Here is a 16,058-nt window from a genome sequence, read left to right as displayed (position 1 = left end):
GCGATAGCTAATAGTAGCGTCGCTCCTTCACTCTATCTCTATTTAAGTGCTTGTCACACAATCGATATGATTATTGATGCACGATTATTGAAGTATGATTATTGAGCCATTTTCGTCAGAACGCGATCCATTGCCGCAATTGTCTCATCAAGATCCTCATAGCTATGTGCGCTAGAGAGGAATCCCGCCTCAAATGCGCTAGGAGCTAGATAGATCCCCTCTTCTAGAAGTCCGTGGTAGAACTTCTGGAAGAAGTCGATATCCGATTTTGTGGCATCAGCATAGCTCTTGACTTCATCATTGGTGAAGAAGAGGCCAAACATTCCGCAGACATGATTTGTCGAGAGTGGGCGTTGATGTTTAGCAAAAACGGCTTTGATGCCATCGATGAGGTAATCAGTCTTTGCTTTGAGATCTTCATAGAAGCCCTCTTTTGAGATCAATTCTAAGGTCTTAATACCTGCTGCCATCGCAACGGGGTTTCCAGAGAGTGTCCCTGCCTGATAGACCGCCCCATTTGGGGAGAGATGATCCATAATCTCTTTTTTACCACCAAAAGCGCCTACCGGCATGCCGCCACCAATCACCTTCCCAAAAGTAGAGAGATCGGGGGTGACACCATAGAGACCTTGCGCCGAATGTTTATCGACACGAAAACCGGTCATCACTTCATCGATAATAAAGAGTGCGCCATGTTGGTCGCAACACTCACGAATGGTCTCTAAAAAACCTGGTTGTGGTGGAATACAGTTCATATTGCCGGCAATAGGTTCAACAATGACACAAGCAATTTCATCACCATATTTCTCAAAAGCCTCTTTTACTGCTTCAGGGTTATTATATTCAATGACGATGGTATGTTGTGTTAAGTCAGCAGGAACACCAGGAGAAGAGGGCTCTCCAAATGTAAGAAGGCCAGAACCTGCTTTGACCAATAGAGAGTCAGAATGTCCGTGGTAGCAACCTTCAAATTTTACGATTTTATCGCGGCCGGTATAGCCTCTTGCCAAGCGAATAGCGCTCATGGTCGCCTCTGTTCCTGAGCTGACCATCCGAACCTGATCCATCGAAGGAACAAGCTCTAATACCTTTTTAGCAAGTACTGTCTCTGAAACAGTAGGGGCTCCAAATGAGAGTCCATTTTTTGCCGTCTCCATGACAGCTTCAATCACTTCAGGATGTGCATGACCTACAATCATCGGCCCCCATGAGCCGACATAGTCAATATATTTTTTGCCTGTCTCATCATAGACATAAGCACCTTCCCCTTTCTTGAAGAAGACGGGGGCGCCTCCAACCTGTTTAAAAGCGCGAACGGGGGAGTTGACGCCACCTGGAATATATTTCTGTGCGTCGCGATATAATTCGTCAAATTGACTCATAAGTTGATGTCCCTTTAGTAGATTAGATGTGACAAATAAGCGAGTCTTTATTATGGAACTAAATTCCTATTTGTTCAACAGGCGGAAATTCACTACAATAGCGGAAGTTATTAATCAGAAGGAATAAGTATGATCGCTGAAGTGAAAGATAAATTAGTGACAGGATTAGATGAGATTAAAGCAATTAATCCTGTGGCATTTGATGTAGAGGGTCTTGTGAGTTATGCCGATTGGGTTGTGATCGCCTCTGCAAACTCAGGGCCACACCTTAAAGCTTTAGTGCGTAAGGCAGAAGAGGTAATGCTCAAAGAGGGAATTAAACCGATCGGTGTAGAGGGTATCAATGCCGCTTCTGATTGGGTATTAATCGATTTTGGAGATATCGTTCTTCATCTCTTAACAGAAGAGAAACGTGATTTTTATAATCTCGAAAAGATCTTTATGCGCGCAGATGCATAGGAGATGGGTTTGTAAATAGGAATCGAAAGAATGATTGTCTATCTTATTGCTGTTGGTAGCAATATGCCCAACTGGGTCAAGATGGGGTTTGAAGAGTATGCCGGGCGCCTACGTCATGATGTTGAGTTGAAGTTGATTGAAGTGCCGGCACTCGTGCGCAAAAAGAATGCTGATGTCAAGCGTATCCTTAAAGAGGAAGGGGAGAAGCTCTTAAAGGCGATCCCTAAAAATACCTTGATCGTTGGTCTTGATGTTGTCGGTCGTGAGATGACAACAATGGATCTAAGTAAGCGCTTGGAGTCCTGGATGCAATCGGGGCAAGATGTGGCACTTTTAGTGGGAGGGCCTGAAGGTTTCTCACCAGAGATTAAGGCGCTTTTTCAACAGTCGATTTCGCTCTCTAAGTTAACACTTCCTCATCCGATGGTGCGTGTATTAGTGGCTGAGCAGCTCTTTAGAGCTTGGAGCATTATTAATAATCATCCTTACCATCGAGAGTAGTTGATGTAAGTTTTAAGGCTCAGCCTAACATTTTGAGTGTCGCGAAGAGCGATTGCAAAAAACGATTACAAAGAACGATTAAAGAGTAATAGAAGTAGATAAAGATTGATGATACTCGATGAAAAGTGTTGGAAAGCAATCATTTAATTGATTGATCAATTCAATTGTCAATTCTCTTAAGTTTTTGACAAAACATTGAGCAGTAAAACAGTTAGTTGCATCCTATATCAAGAGGATAGCCTGTTTGACATTAGATCATTCAGGCTTTTTTATCTTTTTTTGATATGATTGAGATCAGGATTGTGACAAATATATTATATCTTTTCTGATTTACGATCGATCTTCATGATTGATCCTCATATTTTAGTAAAAGAGCATATTTGTAAAAGCATTCCTATCAGTAATACTTAGGGAATTCTGTTGTGATATAGAGTGCAACAGAGAGAACTATAATGATAAAAAAGATCGCTGCAATTTTAGATGCAGAAAGTGTTTATTAGGTATTGAGCTAGTATTGGATTGGTATTGAGTTGGTATTGAGATATCTATTCGTTAAATTGTGGATTGATATTGTTCACTGATAGATTTAAGTTGTAAGAATTCAATCCCAAAGATATCTGGTTGATATCACTACAGTATCTTCACAATCGTATCTATAACAACACTAGATAATAGCTCTAGATAACAGCACTTGTTTATAGCAACTCTGTTTATAGCAACACTGTTTATAGCGATATCTCATAGATAGATAGCCTGTAAATAGGGAGCTTCTAAACAAGTAGTTAATAAGTAAGTAGTTGATAAACAAAAAACTTATCAATCAATTATAAAAAACTCATAAAAATGAGATAAAAAGAGGTGGTAACAGATTCTTATGCCTTTTAGGGGTTTCTGTTGCTTTTATCTTTTCGAGATCAACTCTAATATCGAGCGTTGAAAGTTAGATGGTCGATAGAGGTAAAAGTGCCGGAAAAATAGAGGTGAAATCTGTTATATCGATCATTTTATAGAGCAAAAATAGAAGAGGGAATATGAAGTTTATAAAGAAGATGACTTATCTCTCTCTCTTAAGTCTGTTGCCGTTTGTCAGCAATGCAGATGAAGGGGAGAAGATCTATATGAAGGGGGGTGAAAACCCAATGGCCATCGCTTGTATGACATGCCATGGCATGAATGGCGAAGGGTTAGCTGCGGCAGGATATCCAAGTGTTGCTGGAAAATCAGCGGTCTATCTTGCAAAGCAGGTTAATGATTTTAAGGAGGGGAACCGCACACATCCTGTTATGGATGGTGTTGCAAAAGCGCTTTCTGAAGATGAGATTACAGAAGTAGCACTCTATATGCAGAACTTACCGGCACCTAATGTTCCTAATATTCCTCGCTCAACACAACCGACAGATGTTGGGAGCCAATTAGCACTTCGTGGAGATTGGAGCCGCAATATTCCTGAATGTATTGCTTGTCACGGCCCTGCCGGTGTCGGTGTTGGCGATGCTTTCCCTAAATTAGCAGGTCAGAGTCAGCTCTACATTATTAACCAGATGAATGCATGGAAAAATGGAACTCGTAAGAATGATGAGAATGATCTTATGGGGCATATTGCGCGTTCTCTCAATGAAGATGAGATTCAGGCAGTTGCGACCTATTTTTCAAATTTAGGAACGGTGGGGAAATAAGATATGAAAAAGATTTTGATAGCATCGACGCTGGCACTTCTCTTTTCACCAGCGCTCTTAGCACAGACAGCGCCTGTCTCAATGGAAGATCAATCACAACTTCCTCAAGCACCTAAAAAAGCAGAGGGTGAAACATATCATCAGCCACCTAGCGATAGTGAAATTCCTAACAATGCTTTTGGTGACATGATTCGTAAAGGACAGGCGATCTTTATCGATACAAAACGTCAAGTTCCTGAATATGTGGGTAATGGTATGAATTGTGTTAACTGCCACATGGATCAGGGAAAGATGCCTAATGCTGCGCCATTATGGGGTGCTTATACGATGTATCCCGCTTATCGTAGTAAGAATGATAAGGTCAACACTTATGCGGAGCGAATTCAAGGATGCTTTGAATTTAGTATGAATGGAACACCGCCGGCAGCTGATAGTGAAGCAATGACTGCATTGATCACCTACTCCTATTGGTTAGCAAAAGGGGCGCCAACAGGGGTATCGCTACCAGGCCGTGGTTACCCAGAAGTACCACAACCTAAAGATGGCTATAGCATTGAGCGAGGCGAAATTGTCTATAAAGAGAATTGCGCAATCTGCCATGGCAATGATGGATTAGGCCAGAAAGTGGATGATCACTATGTCTTCCCACCACTTTGGGGTCCTGACTCTTTCAACTGGGGTGCGGGAATGCATCGTATCAACACAGCTGCGGACTTTATCAAGGCAAATATGCCATTAGGTAAAGGAGGATCATTAACTGATCAAGAAGCATGGGATGTAGCGGCATTTATGAATAGTCATGAACGCCCCCAAGATCCTCGAATCATTGATGGTTCAGTAGAGAAGACTCGTGAGAAGTATCATGCTAATGATGGTGTGAATCTCTACGGTGTTGAGGTGAATGGTAAGATTTTAGGTCAAGGTATCTAATTTCTCCCTTCCTTTTCTCCCTTTTACTCTTTATCTTATGTTGATATAACGATGGGAGTAGATCTGAGGGATAGATCGAAAGGTGTGAGCTAAAAGCGATTTAGATAGATCTAAAATTATAGAAAGATCCTAAGGTCATTTGAGACTTTAGGATTTTTTTTGTCTTATTTCTCTAGTGGTAGTATTTATTGGAGTTATTTTGCGCATATTAAAGTAACTACTTGATTATTTTTTCTTATGATTGTTATCAATCATTTTTATTGAGGTGTTTTAGTAAGTTTTCTGTTAATAAAAGATAAATAGAATGAATTTTTGGATCTATTTTTGAAATAGATCATGGTGAAATTGCGCTTTTTTGCTATCGTAAACAGATCATTAGATAGTAATGTTGAGTGATCTTTAGGGGCGTTTTAAAAACGGTAAGATCCTTCGACAGATAAAAGGAGAGAATATGCCAAGTTATATAGCAGAGCTGATAGGAACCGCAGTGATGATTCTTTTTGGAGGAGGTGTTGTTGCAAACGTCGTCCTCAATCGGTCAAAAGCGGCTGGTGGTGGTTGGATTGTGATTATTATGGGGTGGGGATTTGCTGTAATGCTCGCAATCTATGCGGTTGGGAAATATAGTGGTGGGCACTTTAATCCTGCAGTAACGGTGGGATTAGCGATTGCCGGAAAGTTTCCTTGGGTTCATGTTATCGGTTATATCATCGGACAGATGTTAGGAGCGATGTTAGGGGCATACCTTGTTTGGCGTCACTTTAAGCCACACTTTGCGGTGACAGAAAATGCAATTGCAAAGCGAGATATCTTCTGTACAACGCCGGCAATTGAGGATTATCCCAATAACGTTATTTCCGAGATTATTGGTACTGCCATTTTAATGTTTGCTATTCTTTTTGTCGGTATTAATGAGTTTACCGGTGGATTGCAACCTGTCGTTGTTGGTTTCCTAATTATGGCGATTGGCCTTAGTTTAGGGGGAACAACAGGATATGCGATCAACCCCGCTCGTGATTTAGGGCCTCGAATTATGCATGCATTACTACCTATTCCTGGGAAGACAGATTCAAACTGGGGGTATGCATTTGTACCTGTATTAGGGCCAATGGTAGGGACAATTTTAGGAGCAGGGTTATACGGACTTTTCTACAGAGAAGGTGCCGGTAATACGATGGGGATTCTTGAGAGTCTAATTTGGCTTGTGATTGGAGTGGGCGCTATGTGGGCGCTTCTTCGTTATGCTCGAAAGAGAGGGGAAAAAGCAGACTCCTTAGAAGTTAGTCCTGATCAATATTAATGATATTAGACGCTACTCTATCGACACTAGTGATAATGATTGATAGTGATCGATAGTGATCGGTATCGAGAGAGAATAGAAGTAAAAGTGAAAACAAAAAGAAGCAGAAAAGAAGCAGAAAGAAGTAAAAGAAGTAAAAGAAGTAAAAAAGTAATGAGTAGAGTGATGAGGATTGTTCTCTAACGCCGCAATAATATTGGCTTGAGATCTCATCATGATAATAGAATCGATAAAAGGAGCCGCTATGCAAAAGTATGTAATGGCAATTGACCAAGGAACCACAAGTACCCGCGCAATTATCTTCGATAAAATGGGAAATATCAAAGGGACATCTCAGAAAGAGTTTCGGCAAATATTCCCTCAGCCAGGTTGGGTCGAGCATGATCCAACAGAGATTTGGGCCTCTGTTTTATCGGTAATTACAGAAGTTTTAGCGGAAAATAGTATCAGCCCTAAGCAGATTGCAACTATCGGTATTACCAATCAGCGAGAGACCACCGTTATCTGGGATAAAGTAACGGGACTACCGATCTATAATGCGCTTGTATGGCAATCGAGACAAACAGAAAAGATCTGCGACTCATTGCGAAAAGCAGGGCATGAAGAGACCTTTAGGGCAAAGACGGGCTTATTGATTGATCCCTATTTCTCCGGAACAAAAGCTGCTTGGATTTTAGATCGAGTCGAGGGCGCACGTAAGCGTGCTGAACGAGGAGAGTTACTCTTTGGAACGATCGATACTTGGATTATCTGGAAATTGACAGGAGGGGCGGCGCATGTGACCGATTACTCCAATGCAAGTCGTACTTTGATGTATAACATCTATGATCTGAAGTGGGATGAAGAGTTACTTGAGCTTCTCAATGTGCCGGCATCTATTTTACCAAAAGTCTGCTCCTCCTCAGAAATTTATGGAACAACATCACCGCAACACTTTTTTGGGGAAGAGGTGACAATCTCCGGAGCTGCTGGAGATCAGCAAGCAGCACTCTTTGGGCAAGCCTGCTTTAAAGAGGGAATGGCTAAAAATACCTATGGAACGGGCTGTTTTATGTTGATGAATACAGGGGAGAAGCAGGTTCGTTCCGATAATGGGCTATTGACAACATTAGCATGGGGGATCGATGGTAAAGTCCAATATGCGCTAGAAGGATCGATCTTCGTTGCAGGATCGGCGGTACAATGGCTTAGAGATGGGTTGCGAATGTTTCAACGAGCAGATCTCTCTGAAGGGTATGCAAATCGTGTCGATTCCACCAATGGTGTCTATGTTGTGCCGGCATTTGTGGGCTTAGGAACCCCTTACTGGGATCCCGATGCGCGTGGGGCGATCTTTGGTATTACCCGAGGAACAGAGAAGGAGCACTTTATCCGTGCGACATTGGAGTCGATCGCTTATCAAGCGTGTGATGTTCTTAAAGCGATGGAGCAAGATGCTGGGCTTGAGCTTAGCTCATTACGGGTCGATGGTGGCGCTTCCCTCAATAACTTTTTGATGCAGTTCCAGAGTGATATTTTAGGGGTAGAGGTTGATCGACCTAAGATTAGTGAAACAACGGCGCTTGGTGCCGCTTATCTTGCCGGGCTTGCTGTCGGTTATTGGGAATCCATAGATGAGATTGATCAGATCTGGGCTTTAGATCAGAAATATCAACCTGTTATGGATGATGAGACTCGCCAAAGGCTCTATCGCGGCTGGAAGTGTGCAATTAAAGCAACCCAAGCTTTTAAAGTTGATTCGTGCGAGTGATCAGAGTGCGATAAAATAGATCTTTGAGAAGTGGTAGAAGATCTACTGCTTCTCTCATTTTGAATATCGATACATTGTGATGTATCAAAAGGAGTAACTTATGAGGTTTTCAGCTTTAGATCGACAAGAAATTATTGAGAAGCTCGAAGCGGAAACATATGATGTTGTGGTCATTGGAGGCGGAATTACAGGTGCCGGAATTGCGTTAGATGCATCACAGAGAGGGATGAAGGTCGCTCTAGTAGAGATGCAAGATTTTGCTGCCGGGACAAGTAGCCGTTCTACCAAACTGATTCATGGCGGCTTACGTTACTTAAAGCAGTTGCAGATCTCTGTAGTCCGTAATTCTGGCCGTGAACGAGCCGTAGTTTACGAGAATGGTCCACATGTGACAACGCCGGAGTGGATGTTGCTTCCTCTTCATAAGGGGGGGACATTTGGTCCATTTTCCACCTCTATCGGTCTGATGATGTATGACTTTTTAGCAGGTGTAAAACGGGATGAGCGCCGAACGATGTTGAGTCGAGAAGAGACCATTAAAAAAGCACCTCTTGTAAAGCAGGAGGGTTTAATTGGTGCCGGTTACTATGTTGAGTATCGTACAGATGATGCGCGTTTAACGATTGAGGTGATGAAGAAAGCGATAGAGCTGGGTGCTACAGTGCTCAATTATGCAAAAGCGATAAGTTTTCTCTATGATGAGCAGAATCGAGTTAGTGGTATTGAGGCAACTGATCTTGTGACAGATCACACATTTACAATTAAGGCGAAAAAGGTAATCAATGCGACAGGCCCTTGGGTTGATGAGATGCGGAAGCTCGATCGTGGTAAGGCCAATAATAAGCATCTACGTTTAACAAAAGGGATCCATTTAGTGGTGGATCAAGCACACTTTCCTCTTAAGCAAGCGGTCTATTTTGACACAGAGAATGATAAACGGATGATTTTTGCAGTTCCGCGTGATGGTAAAACCTATATCGGAACAACGGATACAGTCTATGAGGCCGATAAAGCGCATCCTATTGCAACAGAAGCAGATCGGGATTACATCTTAGATGCAGTGAACTATATGTTCCCAACTATCAAACTAGGTAAAGAGCATATTGAATCTTCATGGGCTGGCATTCGCCCGCTTATTTGGGAAGAGGGGAAAAATCCATCGGAGATCTCGCGAAAAGATGAGATTTGGGAATCTGATACCGGTCTTTTAACCATTGCCGGTGGTAAATTAACGGGCTATCGTCATATGGCCGAGGAGATCGTCGATCGTTTAAGTGATGTTTTAAAGCGAGATTATCACTTAAGTTTTGCCGGCTGCCGAACAAAGCATCTGCCTGTGTCCGGGGGTGATGTGGGAGGATCGGCACAATTTCCTGCTTATGTTAAAGCGCAGACTCAATATGGAATCGATGCGGGTTTAAATGAGGCCGAGAGCCACTTTGTTGCGCGCTATTATGGGACAAATTCTAAGATTCTTTTTGATCACTTTAAAGAAAATCCCTACCAAGATAAGCCTGAATTATCGCGGCTTACGGCACTTCGACTCTGGTATGCACTCAATTATGAAGGTATTCTCTATCCTGATGATTTCTTGATTCGTCGAACAGGGAATCTCTTTTTCAATATCGATGCTGTTAAGCGTGAGAAGAGAGCGGTTATTGAGAAGATGGCAGAAGCTTTCGCTTGGGATGGAGAGCAGAAGCAGGCGATGGAAGCGCGAATGGATCAATATATAGCAGATACCGCTGCCTTCCCGGTGCTTTAGTTAAATTTTAAGTTAAGCTTTAAGCCTAGTTATAAGTCTAGCTATAAGTTTAACTCCTATCTGCGAATAGATCGCTAGTGATAGAAAAAAGAGAGCCCATCTTTAATAGATGGGCTCTTCTTCTATTGAGTGAGAGAGTCTTTAAGTAGCAACGCTCTTTGATTCATCTCTCATTGAATTCTCATTAAGCACTTATTCATTAAGCACTTATCAAGTTCTAACCTTTATAACGGCTCAATACGAGTGAGGAGTTTGTTCCTCCAAAGCCGAAACCATTATTGAGGATATGATCAATTTTCGCATCATCAATACGCTTACGAACAATGGGGAAGTCCACAAGTGCAGGGTCAACCTCATCGATATGTGCGCTCTCTGTGATGAAGTTATTCTGCATCATTAAGAGACAGTAGATCGTCTCATTAACGCCGGCAGCACCGAGTGCGTGACCTGTTAACGATTTTGTAGAGCTGATAGGAGGAATCTTATCGCCAAAGACATTTGCAATCGCTTTCATTTCAGGAATGTCGCCTGCGGGTGTAGAGGTACCGTGTGTATTGATATAGTCAATTTCACCATCGACCGTTTCTAGCGCCATACGCATACAACGTTCAGCACCTTCACCACTTGGAGCAACCATATCGTAACCATCAGAAGTTGCACCATAGCCTGTAATTTCAGCATAGATCTTAGCGCCACGTTTAAGCGCATGTTCTAACTCTTCAACAACAACGATACCGCCACCGCCAGAGATCACAAAGCCATCACGATCTTTATCATAAGCACGCGATGCCACAGAAGGGCGATCATTATATTTTGAAGAGAGTGCGCCCATTGCATCAAACATTGCGCTCATGTAAGGATGGAGCTCTTCACCGCCTCCGGCAAAAACAACATCCTGTTTCCCCATCTGAATCTGCTCATAAGCATTACCGATACAGTGGATGGAAGTTGCACATGCTGAACTGATGGAGTAGTTCAAACCTTTGATCTTAAATGGTGTCGCTAAACAAGCAGAAACGGTTGATCCCATGGTTCTTGTTACCATATAGGGGCCGATACGCTTTGTAGCGCCATTTTTGCGTAAAATATCGATACTATCGATCTGGTTCTTAGTTGATGCTCCGCCAGAGCCAACAATCAAACCTGTACGCGGATTTGAGACCTCTTCCTCAGTTAATCCTGAGTCTTCGATCGCCTCTTTCATTGCAATATAAGCATAAGCTGCTGCATCTGCCATAAAGCGGAAGTGACGTCGATCGATCTGAGATGCTAAATCAATATTGATCGCTCCATGAACATGCGAGCGAAAACCAAGTTCAGCCATCTCTTCTGAGAACTTGATTCCAGATTGTGTATTGAGGAGCGATTGTAAGACCTCATCTTTATTGTTGCCGATGCTCGACACAATACCAAGGCCTGTTATAACAACACGTTTCATGAATAAGATTCCTCCAAAAAATTAAAAGTTGTCTGTCTGCGTGAAAAGGCCAACTTTTAGATCTTCTCCTACGTAGATTTCTTTGCCGTCAACTTCCATCGTTGCATCAGCAATACCCATGGTCAAAGATCTTAAAATAACACGCTTCATATGGATGTTGTAAGTGATTTTCTTCGCAGATGGAAGAACTTGTCCTGTGAATTTTACATTTCCAGCTCCAAGGGCGCGTCCACGACCTTTTCCGCCCATCCAGCCAAGATAAAATCCAACAAGTTGCCACATTGCATCTAATCCTAGGCAACCCGGCATAACGCTATCACCAATAAAATGACAAGGGAAGAACCAGAGGTCAGGACTAAGGTCAAGCTCAGCTGTGATGGAACCTTTACCATATTTACCGCCATCTTCAGTGATGGAGACAATGCGACTGATCATCAGCATCGGTGGCATCGGAAGTTGTGCATTTCCTTCTCCAAAAAGGTTGCCTTTTGCGCATTCGATAAGCTCATCATAAGTGAAGCTTGATTGTGTTGTAATTCTTGTCACGTCTAATTAAATCCTATGAAATTGTACAGAGTTAGAGTTATCGCCCAACATGGGAGTTTCTATTTTGAAGTCCCATTTAGCGATCATGCTGCAATCGCAAATAACGTTGAGCTAAAATAATTTCTAAGTTGCGATTATACCTAAAAAAAGGATGAAGAGTTAGCCTGATTCCATATCAGGGATGCTTTATCCTCTATTTTTAATAATATTCTTACGATATTCCTATGATCTTTTACGATCCTTTCATGATCTTTTCACAATATTCCCACGATACTACAGCGATATGGGGATGAGATATTGACCTATCACAGGTTCTACTAATATCGATCTTATCGACTGCTTTCAGAGTACTCTTCTTTGAAGGTCAATTGGGTTGTTCTTATCTCTATATCTCTATATCTCTATATCTCTATATCGCTACCCTAGAGCGCTTCTATAGATCTTTTCTCTAGAGATCTTTATAGAGATCAGGCTCCCCTTTAGGGCGAGTTTTAAAACGGCGATGAGCCCAGAGATATTGTTCCGGCGCTTCTAAAATCCAAGATTCAAACATCTGGTTGATTCGAAGCGTATCTGCTTTAAGATCTTTGGTGGGAAAGTTCTCAAGCATGGGTAAAATTTTGATGTGGTATCGATTACCTTTACGGATCACATAGTAAGGAAGCGCCACCGCTCTTCCTAAACGGCAGAGGGTCGATGTTGCGGTAATAGTGAGCGCTTTAACACCAAAGAAGGGGATAAAGACATGATCGGTACTACCATAATTTTGATCGGGGGCGTACCAGATCAGATCGCCACTTCGAAGGAGTTTAATCATTCTACGGGTCTCATCTCGGGTGATCGGCTCTAAGCCAGATTGATCAAAGCGCCCCTTATATTGTACATACTCATAATACTCATTTTCATGAGGACGATACATACCACGAACCTTTGTTTTAAAGGAGATCGCTCGACCGCCTAGCTCTAAAGGTGTCATATGAAGCGTAAGGAGAAGCGCACCCTTGCCACTCTTTTCAAAAGCCTCTAAATTCTCTAATCCTTCATAAACTAGATGTTTTTCAAGCTGTTTTTTGGGCATATACCACGCAATAATCACCTCAAAAATGGCCATTCCCATAGAGAGAAAGTTCTCTTTGACTAACTTTTTTTGTGCAGCATGATCGAGCTCAGGAAAGCAGAGTTCAACATTTCGTTGAATGATTTTACGTCGACTTTTAGCAATATAGTAGGAGCATCTGCCGGCTATTCTTCCTAGAAAGAGGAGAAAAGGGAGGGGAAGATGCGCAATCATTTTTGCAAGAAAGATACCTGTTGCTAATAACTTGTGGTCAGAAGCTTTCGGTATGGTGTGTTTATCCATAGTTCTAATAATAGCCTATATGAAAGAGGGTAGATTATAACAGTTTTGTCACCGGCTGTTATAGGAACGACTTAAGAATTGGCTAAATTTATTGAGAGAGATCTCCTGCTCGATCCGCTATAATACGCAGAACTTCCTTTTTGAAAAGAGGGAGAGATCACCACTTTTTGAGGAGATGATTGCGTCGTTGATGGAGTCTCACTTTCCTCTCACTCAATATCGTGGTAAAGATGGGTAAAAATTGAGCGGTAAAAAACAGGTAAACTTTGATTTTAATCAAGTTGTTTTATACCCTATAGCAGGTAACAGATAATGAGATTAGAGATAGGTAGAAGAGCCCTTTTAATGTTAGGGTTTTTGGTGGTATTAGCAGGATGTGGTTTCCATTTACGGGGCAATGTCTCATTTCCAGAGGCGTATCAGAGTGCATTTGTAGAGAATAATGGTCCTGCATACTCTCGGGATAGTGTGGAGTTTTATCTTAAGCGACAACTCGGTTCTGAGTTACGATTTGTGAATAATCGAGAAGATGCCGATCTCATTATCGATATTGATGAGGGATATGATACACGGGTAACAGCAAGTAGCTTAAATGGTGCGCGACGAAGTTATACAACCGATACCTTCGCACAAATTAAGGTGACAGATTCTCAAGGTGGGGTGATTCTTCCCATGAGTCGTTTCACCCGTTCACGGGACTTCTCTATCGATGAGAGGGAGCCACTTGCAAAGACAACAGCAGAGGCCGCGATTAGACGCGATCTTGCAGATGACTTAAGTCGAGTATTTATTAGAAGATTAATTGCAGTGATGAAAGCTAAGCAATAGGGAGATTTTGTGACAAACGGAGATGTAACTGCTATTAAAGATGTGCAGGCCTATGAAGATGGGCGCAATGTGGAGATTTCACAAGTGGGAATCAGTGGCTTGCGCCTTCCCATTGAGTTTAGTAATGGGGGGCAATCTCAACATAGTGTGATGGAAGCGGCCTTTACAGTAACATTGCAAAAAGAGCGAAAAGGGACCCATATGTCTCGCTTTATTGAGGTGTGGGATCGTTTAGAGAAACCCTTTTCACTTGAACGTGTAACGACATTACTAAATTCTTTAGAAGAGAAATTAGATGCAGAGAAAGCGCAGATAGAGTTGAAATTTCCGCTCTTCTTTACTCGAACTGCACCCGTTTCTCAGGCAAAGAGCCTAATGGATTTCAATTGTGAAATTGTAGCTGAATCGAACCATTCAGATCCCGGAGAATCGCACTATGAATTACGTCTTATGGCGCCGGTAACCAGTCTTTGCCCCTGTTCTAAAGAGATCTCAGAGTTTAGTGCTCACTCTCAGCGTTCACACTTAACGATTGCGCTACAATTTCGTGACCGAGCAGGTTTTGAAGCGATCGATATCGATCAATTATTGATGGAGATGGAGTCAGTTGGCTCATCGAGACTCTACCCACTATTGAAGCGTCCTGATGAGAAGTATGTGACAGAGATGGCTTATAAGACGCCTCGATTTGTAGAGGATCTGGTGCGTGATCTTGTTGTACTCCTAAGGGAGCGTCAGGATCTTATAGCATTTTCTGTACAATCAGAGAATTTTGAATCGATCCATAATCATCAAGCTTACGCAAAGGTCAATTATACCTTTTAGCATTTTTAACTTTCGGTGAGAGATGCCCGAGTGCCGGCTGAGTGATTGTCGGGTAATTATTAAAAGAGATGAGATGTGTGAATATGGTAACGCACTCATCTCTTTTTTTATTACCTCTTCAGATGCGCCTTTTTGTTAGAATAGGCGCTTGTGGAGCATTCTTATCTCTTTCGACATGAAGAGCTCAATAGAGTCGAAGAGAGAATCGAGTAGATGCATGAATAGATATGATGATCGTAAAGAAAGAGGTATAGATGTTAGAGTCAGATCGGTTAATAGTGAGTGATCAACCCTTAGCAGAAGAGAAGGTGATAGATCGTGCGATTCGTCCTAAAAAATTGGCAGACTATACCGGACAAGCACCGATTCGGAGGCAGTTGAGCATCTTTATTCAGGCGGCAGTCAAGCGTGAAGAGGCACTCGATCACGTCTTGCTCTTTGGTCCTCCAGGTTTAGGAAAGACAACGCTAGCTCATATTATTGCTCATGAAATGGGCGTTGGTTTAAAGCAGACTTCAGGCCCTATTTTAGAAAAAGCGGGTGATCTTGCCGCAATTTTAACGAGTTTAGAGGATAACGATATTCTCTTTATCGATGAGATCCATCGTCTCAATCCAGCAGTAGAAGAGGTGCTCTATCCGGCAATGGAGGATTATCAACTCGATATTATGATTGGTGAAGGTCCGGCGGCACGTTCGGTTAAGATCGATCTTCCAGCATTTACGCTTATTGGTGCGACGACGCGAGCAGGGCTTCTCTCCTCACCACTGCGCGATCGATTTGGGATTGTATCTCGCTTAATGTTCTACACCCATCAAGAGTTAACAGAGATTGTAAAACGATCAGCGCGCTTATTGGGGGCTTCCATTACTGAGGAGGGCGCTTATGAGATTGGACGTCGTTCTCGTGGAACTCCGAGAATTGCTAATCGCCTCTTACGCCGCGTACGCGATGTGGCAGAGGTTGAAGCAGATGGTGATATTACTATTGAGATCGCCCGATCAGCATTAGCAATGCTTGATATCGATAATGCCGGGTTAGATGAGCATGACCGTAATTTTCTTCGCCTGATTGTGGAAAAATTTGATGGTGGGCCTGTAGGTATCGATACTTTAGCGGCGGCTTTAGGTGAAGAGAAGGGAACATTAGAAGATATGATTGAGCCCTTCTTGATTCAGGAAGGGTTTATTATGCGTACTCCTCGAGGACGTGTTGCCACACAGCTCTGCCATCAATATTTTGGTCTTGCGGTGGATCTGCCGGAAGAGGATATTGGCGATATCTCATAAGGGATAGGA

General features: G+C 42.5%; 14 protein-coding genes. 10 read left to right on the top strand and 4 right to left on the bottom strand.

The features are described 5' to 3' along the window. Window positions 1-98: 98 nt before the first annotated feature. Window positions 99-1,382 carry a glutamate-1-semialdehyde 2,1-aminomutase gene (gene hemL / locus DC082_RS04155; RefSeq protein WP_109235874.1) on the bottom strand — a complete coding sequence of 428 codons (1,284 nt, stop codon included), beginning with the start codon at window positions 1,380-1,382 and terminating at the stop codon, window positions 99-101. A gap of 129 nt (window positions 1,383-1,511) precedes the next feature. Here hemL and rsfS point away from each other — a divergent pair, with 129 nt between their 5' ends. From rsfS to DC082_RS04120, 7 genes are all read left to right on the top strand, one after another. After that, the gene (gene rsfS / locus DC082_RS04150; RefSeq protein ID WP_094566919.1) at window positions 1,512-1,841 is read left to right on the top strand and encodes a ribosome silencing factor; all 330 of its coding nucleotides are present in this window, start codon (window positions 1,512-1,514) and stop codon (window positions 1,839-1,841) included. Between the two features lie 30 nt (window positions 1,842-1,871). Next, window positions 1,872-2,342 (top strand): 23S rRNA (pseudouridine(1915)-N(3))-methyltransferase RlmH, encoded by a 471-nt coding sequence (rlmH, locus tag DC082_RS04145; protein ID WP_094566920.1) that lies wholly within the window; start codon window positions 1,872-1,874, stop codon window positions 2,340-2,342. A 1,031-nt stretch (window positions 2,343-3,373) separates the two neighbouring features. Then, the gene (locus DC082_RS04140) at window positions 3,374-4,018 is read left to right on the top strand and encodes a c-type cytochrome (protein ID WP_094566921.1); all 645 of its coding nucleotides are present in this window, start codon (window positions 3,374-3,376) and stop codon (window positions 4,016-4,018) included. 3 nt (window positions 4,019-4,021) lie between these two features. Next, the gene (locus DC082_RS04135; protein WP_094566922.1) at window positions 4,022-4,948 is read left to right on the top strand and encodes a c-type cytochrome; all 927 of its coding nucleotides are present in this window, start codon (window positions 4,022-4,024) and stop codon (window positions 4,946-4,948) included. Between the two features lie 451 nt (window positions 4,949-5,399). Next, window positions 5,400-6,248 (top strand): MIP/aquaporin family protein, encoded by an 849-nt coding sequence (locus DC082_RS04130; protein WP_109235873.1) that lies wholly within the window; start codon window positions 5,400-5,402, stop codon window positions 6,246-6,248. Window positions 6,249-6,492: 244 nt separating this feature from the next. Continuing rightward, window positions 6,493-7,998, top strand: coding sequence for a glycerol kinase GlpK (gene glpK / locus DC082_RS04125; protein ID WP_109235872.1), 1,506 nt, complete (start codon window positions 6,493-6,495; stop codon window positions 7,996-7,998). 100 nt (window positions 7,999-8,098) lie between these two features. Beyond that, window positions 8,099-9,763 (top strand): glycerol-3-phosphate dehydrogenase/oxidase, encoded by a 1,665-nt coding sequence (locus DC082_RS04120; RefSeq protein WP_109235871.1) that lies wholly within the window; start codon window positions 8,099-8,101, stop codon window positions 9,761-9,763. Between the two features lie 217 nt (window positions 9,764-9,980). Here DC082_RS04120 and fabB read toward each other — a convergent pair whose 3' ends face one another. The 3 genes from fabB to lpxL form a co-directional block, all read right to left on the bottom strand. Beyond that, window positions 9,981-11,201: a beta-ketoacyl-ACP synthase I gene (gene fabB / locus DC082_RS04115; protein ID WP_109235870.1), complete on the bottom strand. Its 1,221-nt coding sequence runs from the start codon at window positions 11,199-11,201 to the stop codon at window positions 9,981-9,983. A gap of 21 nt (window positions 11,202-11,222) precedes the next feature. After that, window positions 11,223-11,738 carry a 3-hydroxyacyl-[acyl-carrier-protein] dehydratase FabA gene (gene fabA, locus DC082_RS04110; RefSeq protein ID WP_094567352.1) on the bottom strand — a complete coding sequence of 172 codons (516 nt, stop codon included), beginning with the start codon at window positions 11,736-11,738 and terminating at the stop codon, window positions 11,223-11,225. Window positions 11,739-12,195: 457 nt separating this feature from the next. After that, the gene (gene lpxL / locus DC082_RS04105; RefSeq protein ID WP_109235869.1) at window positions 12,196-13,107 is read right to left on the bottom strand and encodes an LpxL/LpxP family Kdo(2)-lipid IV(A) lauroyl/palmitoleoyl acyltransferase; all 912 of its coding nucleotides are present in this window, start codon (window positions 13,105-13,107) and stop codon (window positions 12,196-12,198) included. A 312-nt stretch (window positions 13,108-13,419) separates the two neighbouring features. On the opposite strand from lpxL, the gene DC082_RS04100 reads away from it, so the two are divergent. The 3 genes from DC082_RS04100 to ruvB all read left to right on the top strand — a co-directional run bounded on the left by DC082_RS04100 (window position 13,420) and on the right by ruvB (window position 16,049). Beyond that, a complete protein-coding gene (locus DC082_RS04100; RefSeq protein WP_109235868.1) occupies window positions 13,420-13,935 on the top strand; it encodes an LPS-assembly lipoprotein LptE in 516 nt (171 codons plus the stop codon). A 9-nt stretch (window positions 13,936-13,944) separates the two neighbouring features. Next, complete coding sequence (gene folE2 / locus DC082_RS04095; RefSeq protein ID WP_109235867.1) at window positions 13,945-14,760, top strand: GTP cyclohydrolase FolE2; 816 nt, start codon at window positions 13,945-13,947, stop codon at window positions 14,758-14,760. Window positions 14,761-15,014: 254 nt separating this feature from the next. After that, window positions 15,015-16,049 (top strand): Holliday junction branch migration DNA helicase RuvB, encoded by a 1,035-nt coding sequence (gene ruvB, locus DC082_RS04090; RefSeq protein ID WP_109235866.1) that lies wholly within the window; start codon window positions 15,015-15,017, stop codon window positions 16,047-16,049. The last annotated feature ends 9 nt before the right edge of the window (window positions 16,050-16,058 follow it).

Origin of the sequence: Ignatzschineria indica, assembly GCF_003121925.1 — a bacterium.
Taxonomy (GTDB): domain Bacteria; phylum Pseudomonadota; class Gammaproteobacteria; order Cardiobacteriales; family Wohlfahrtiimonadaceae; genus Ignatzschineria; species Ignatzschineria indica.
The sequence above is the reverse complement of the archived record's forward strand: the minus strand, read 5'-3'. Positions and strand labels throughout refer to the sequence as shown.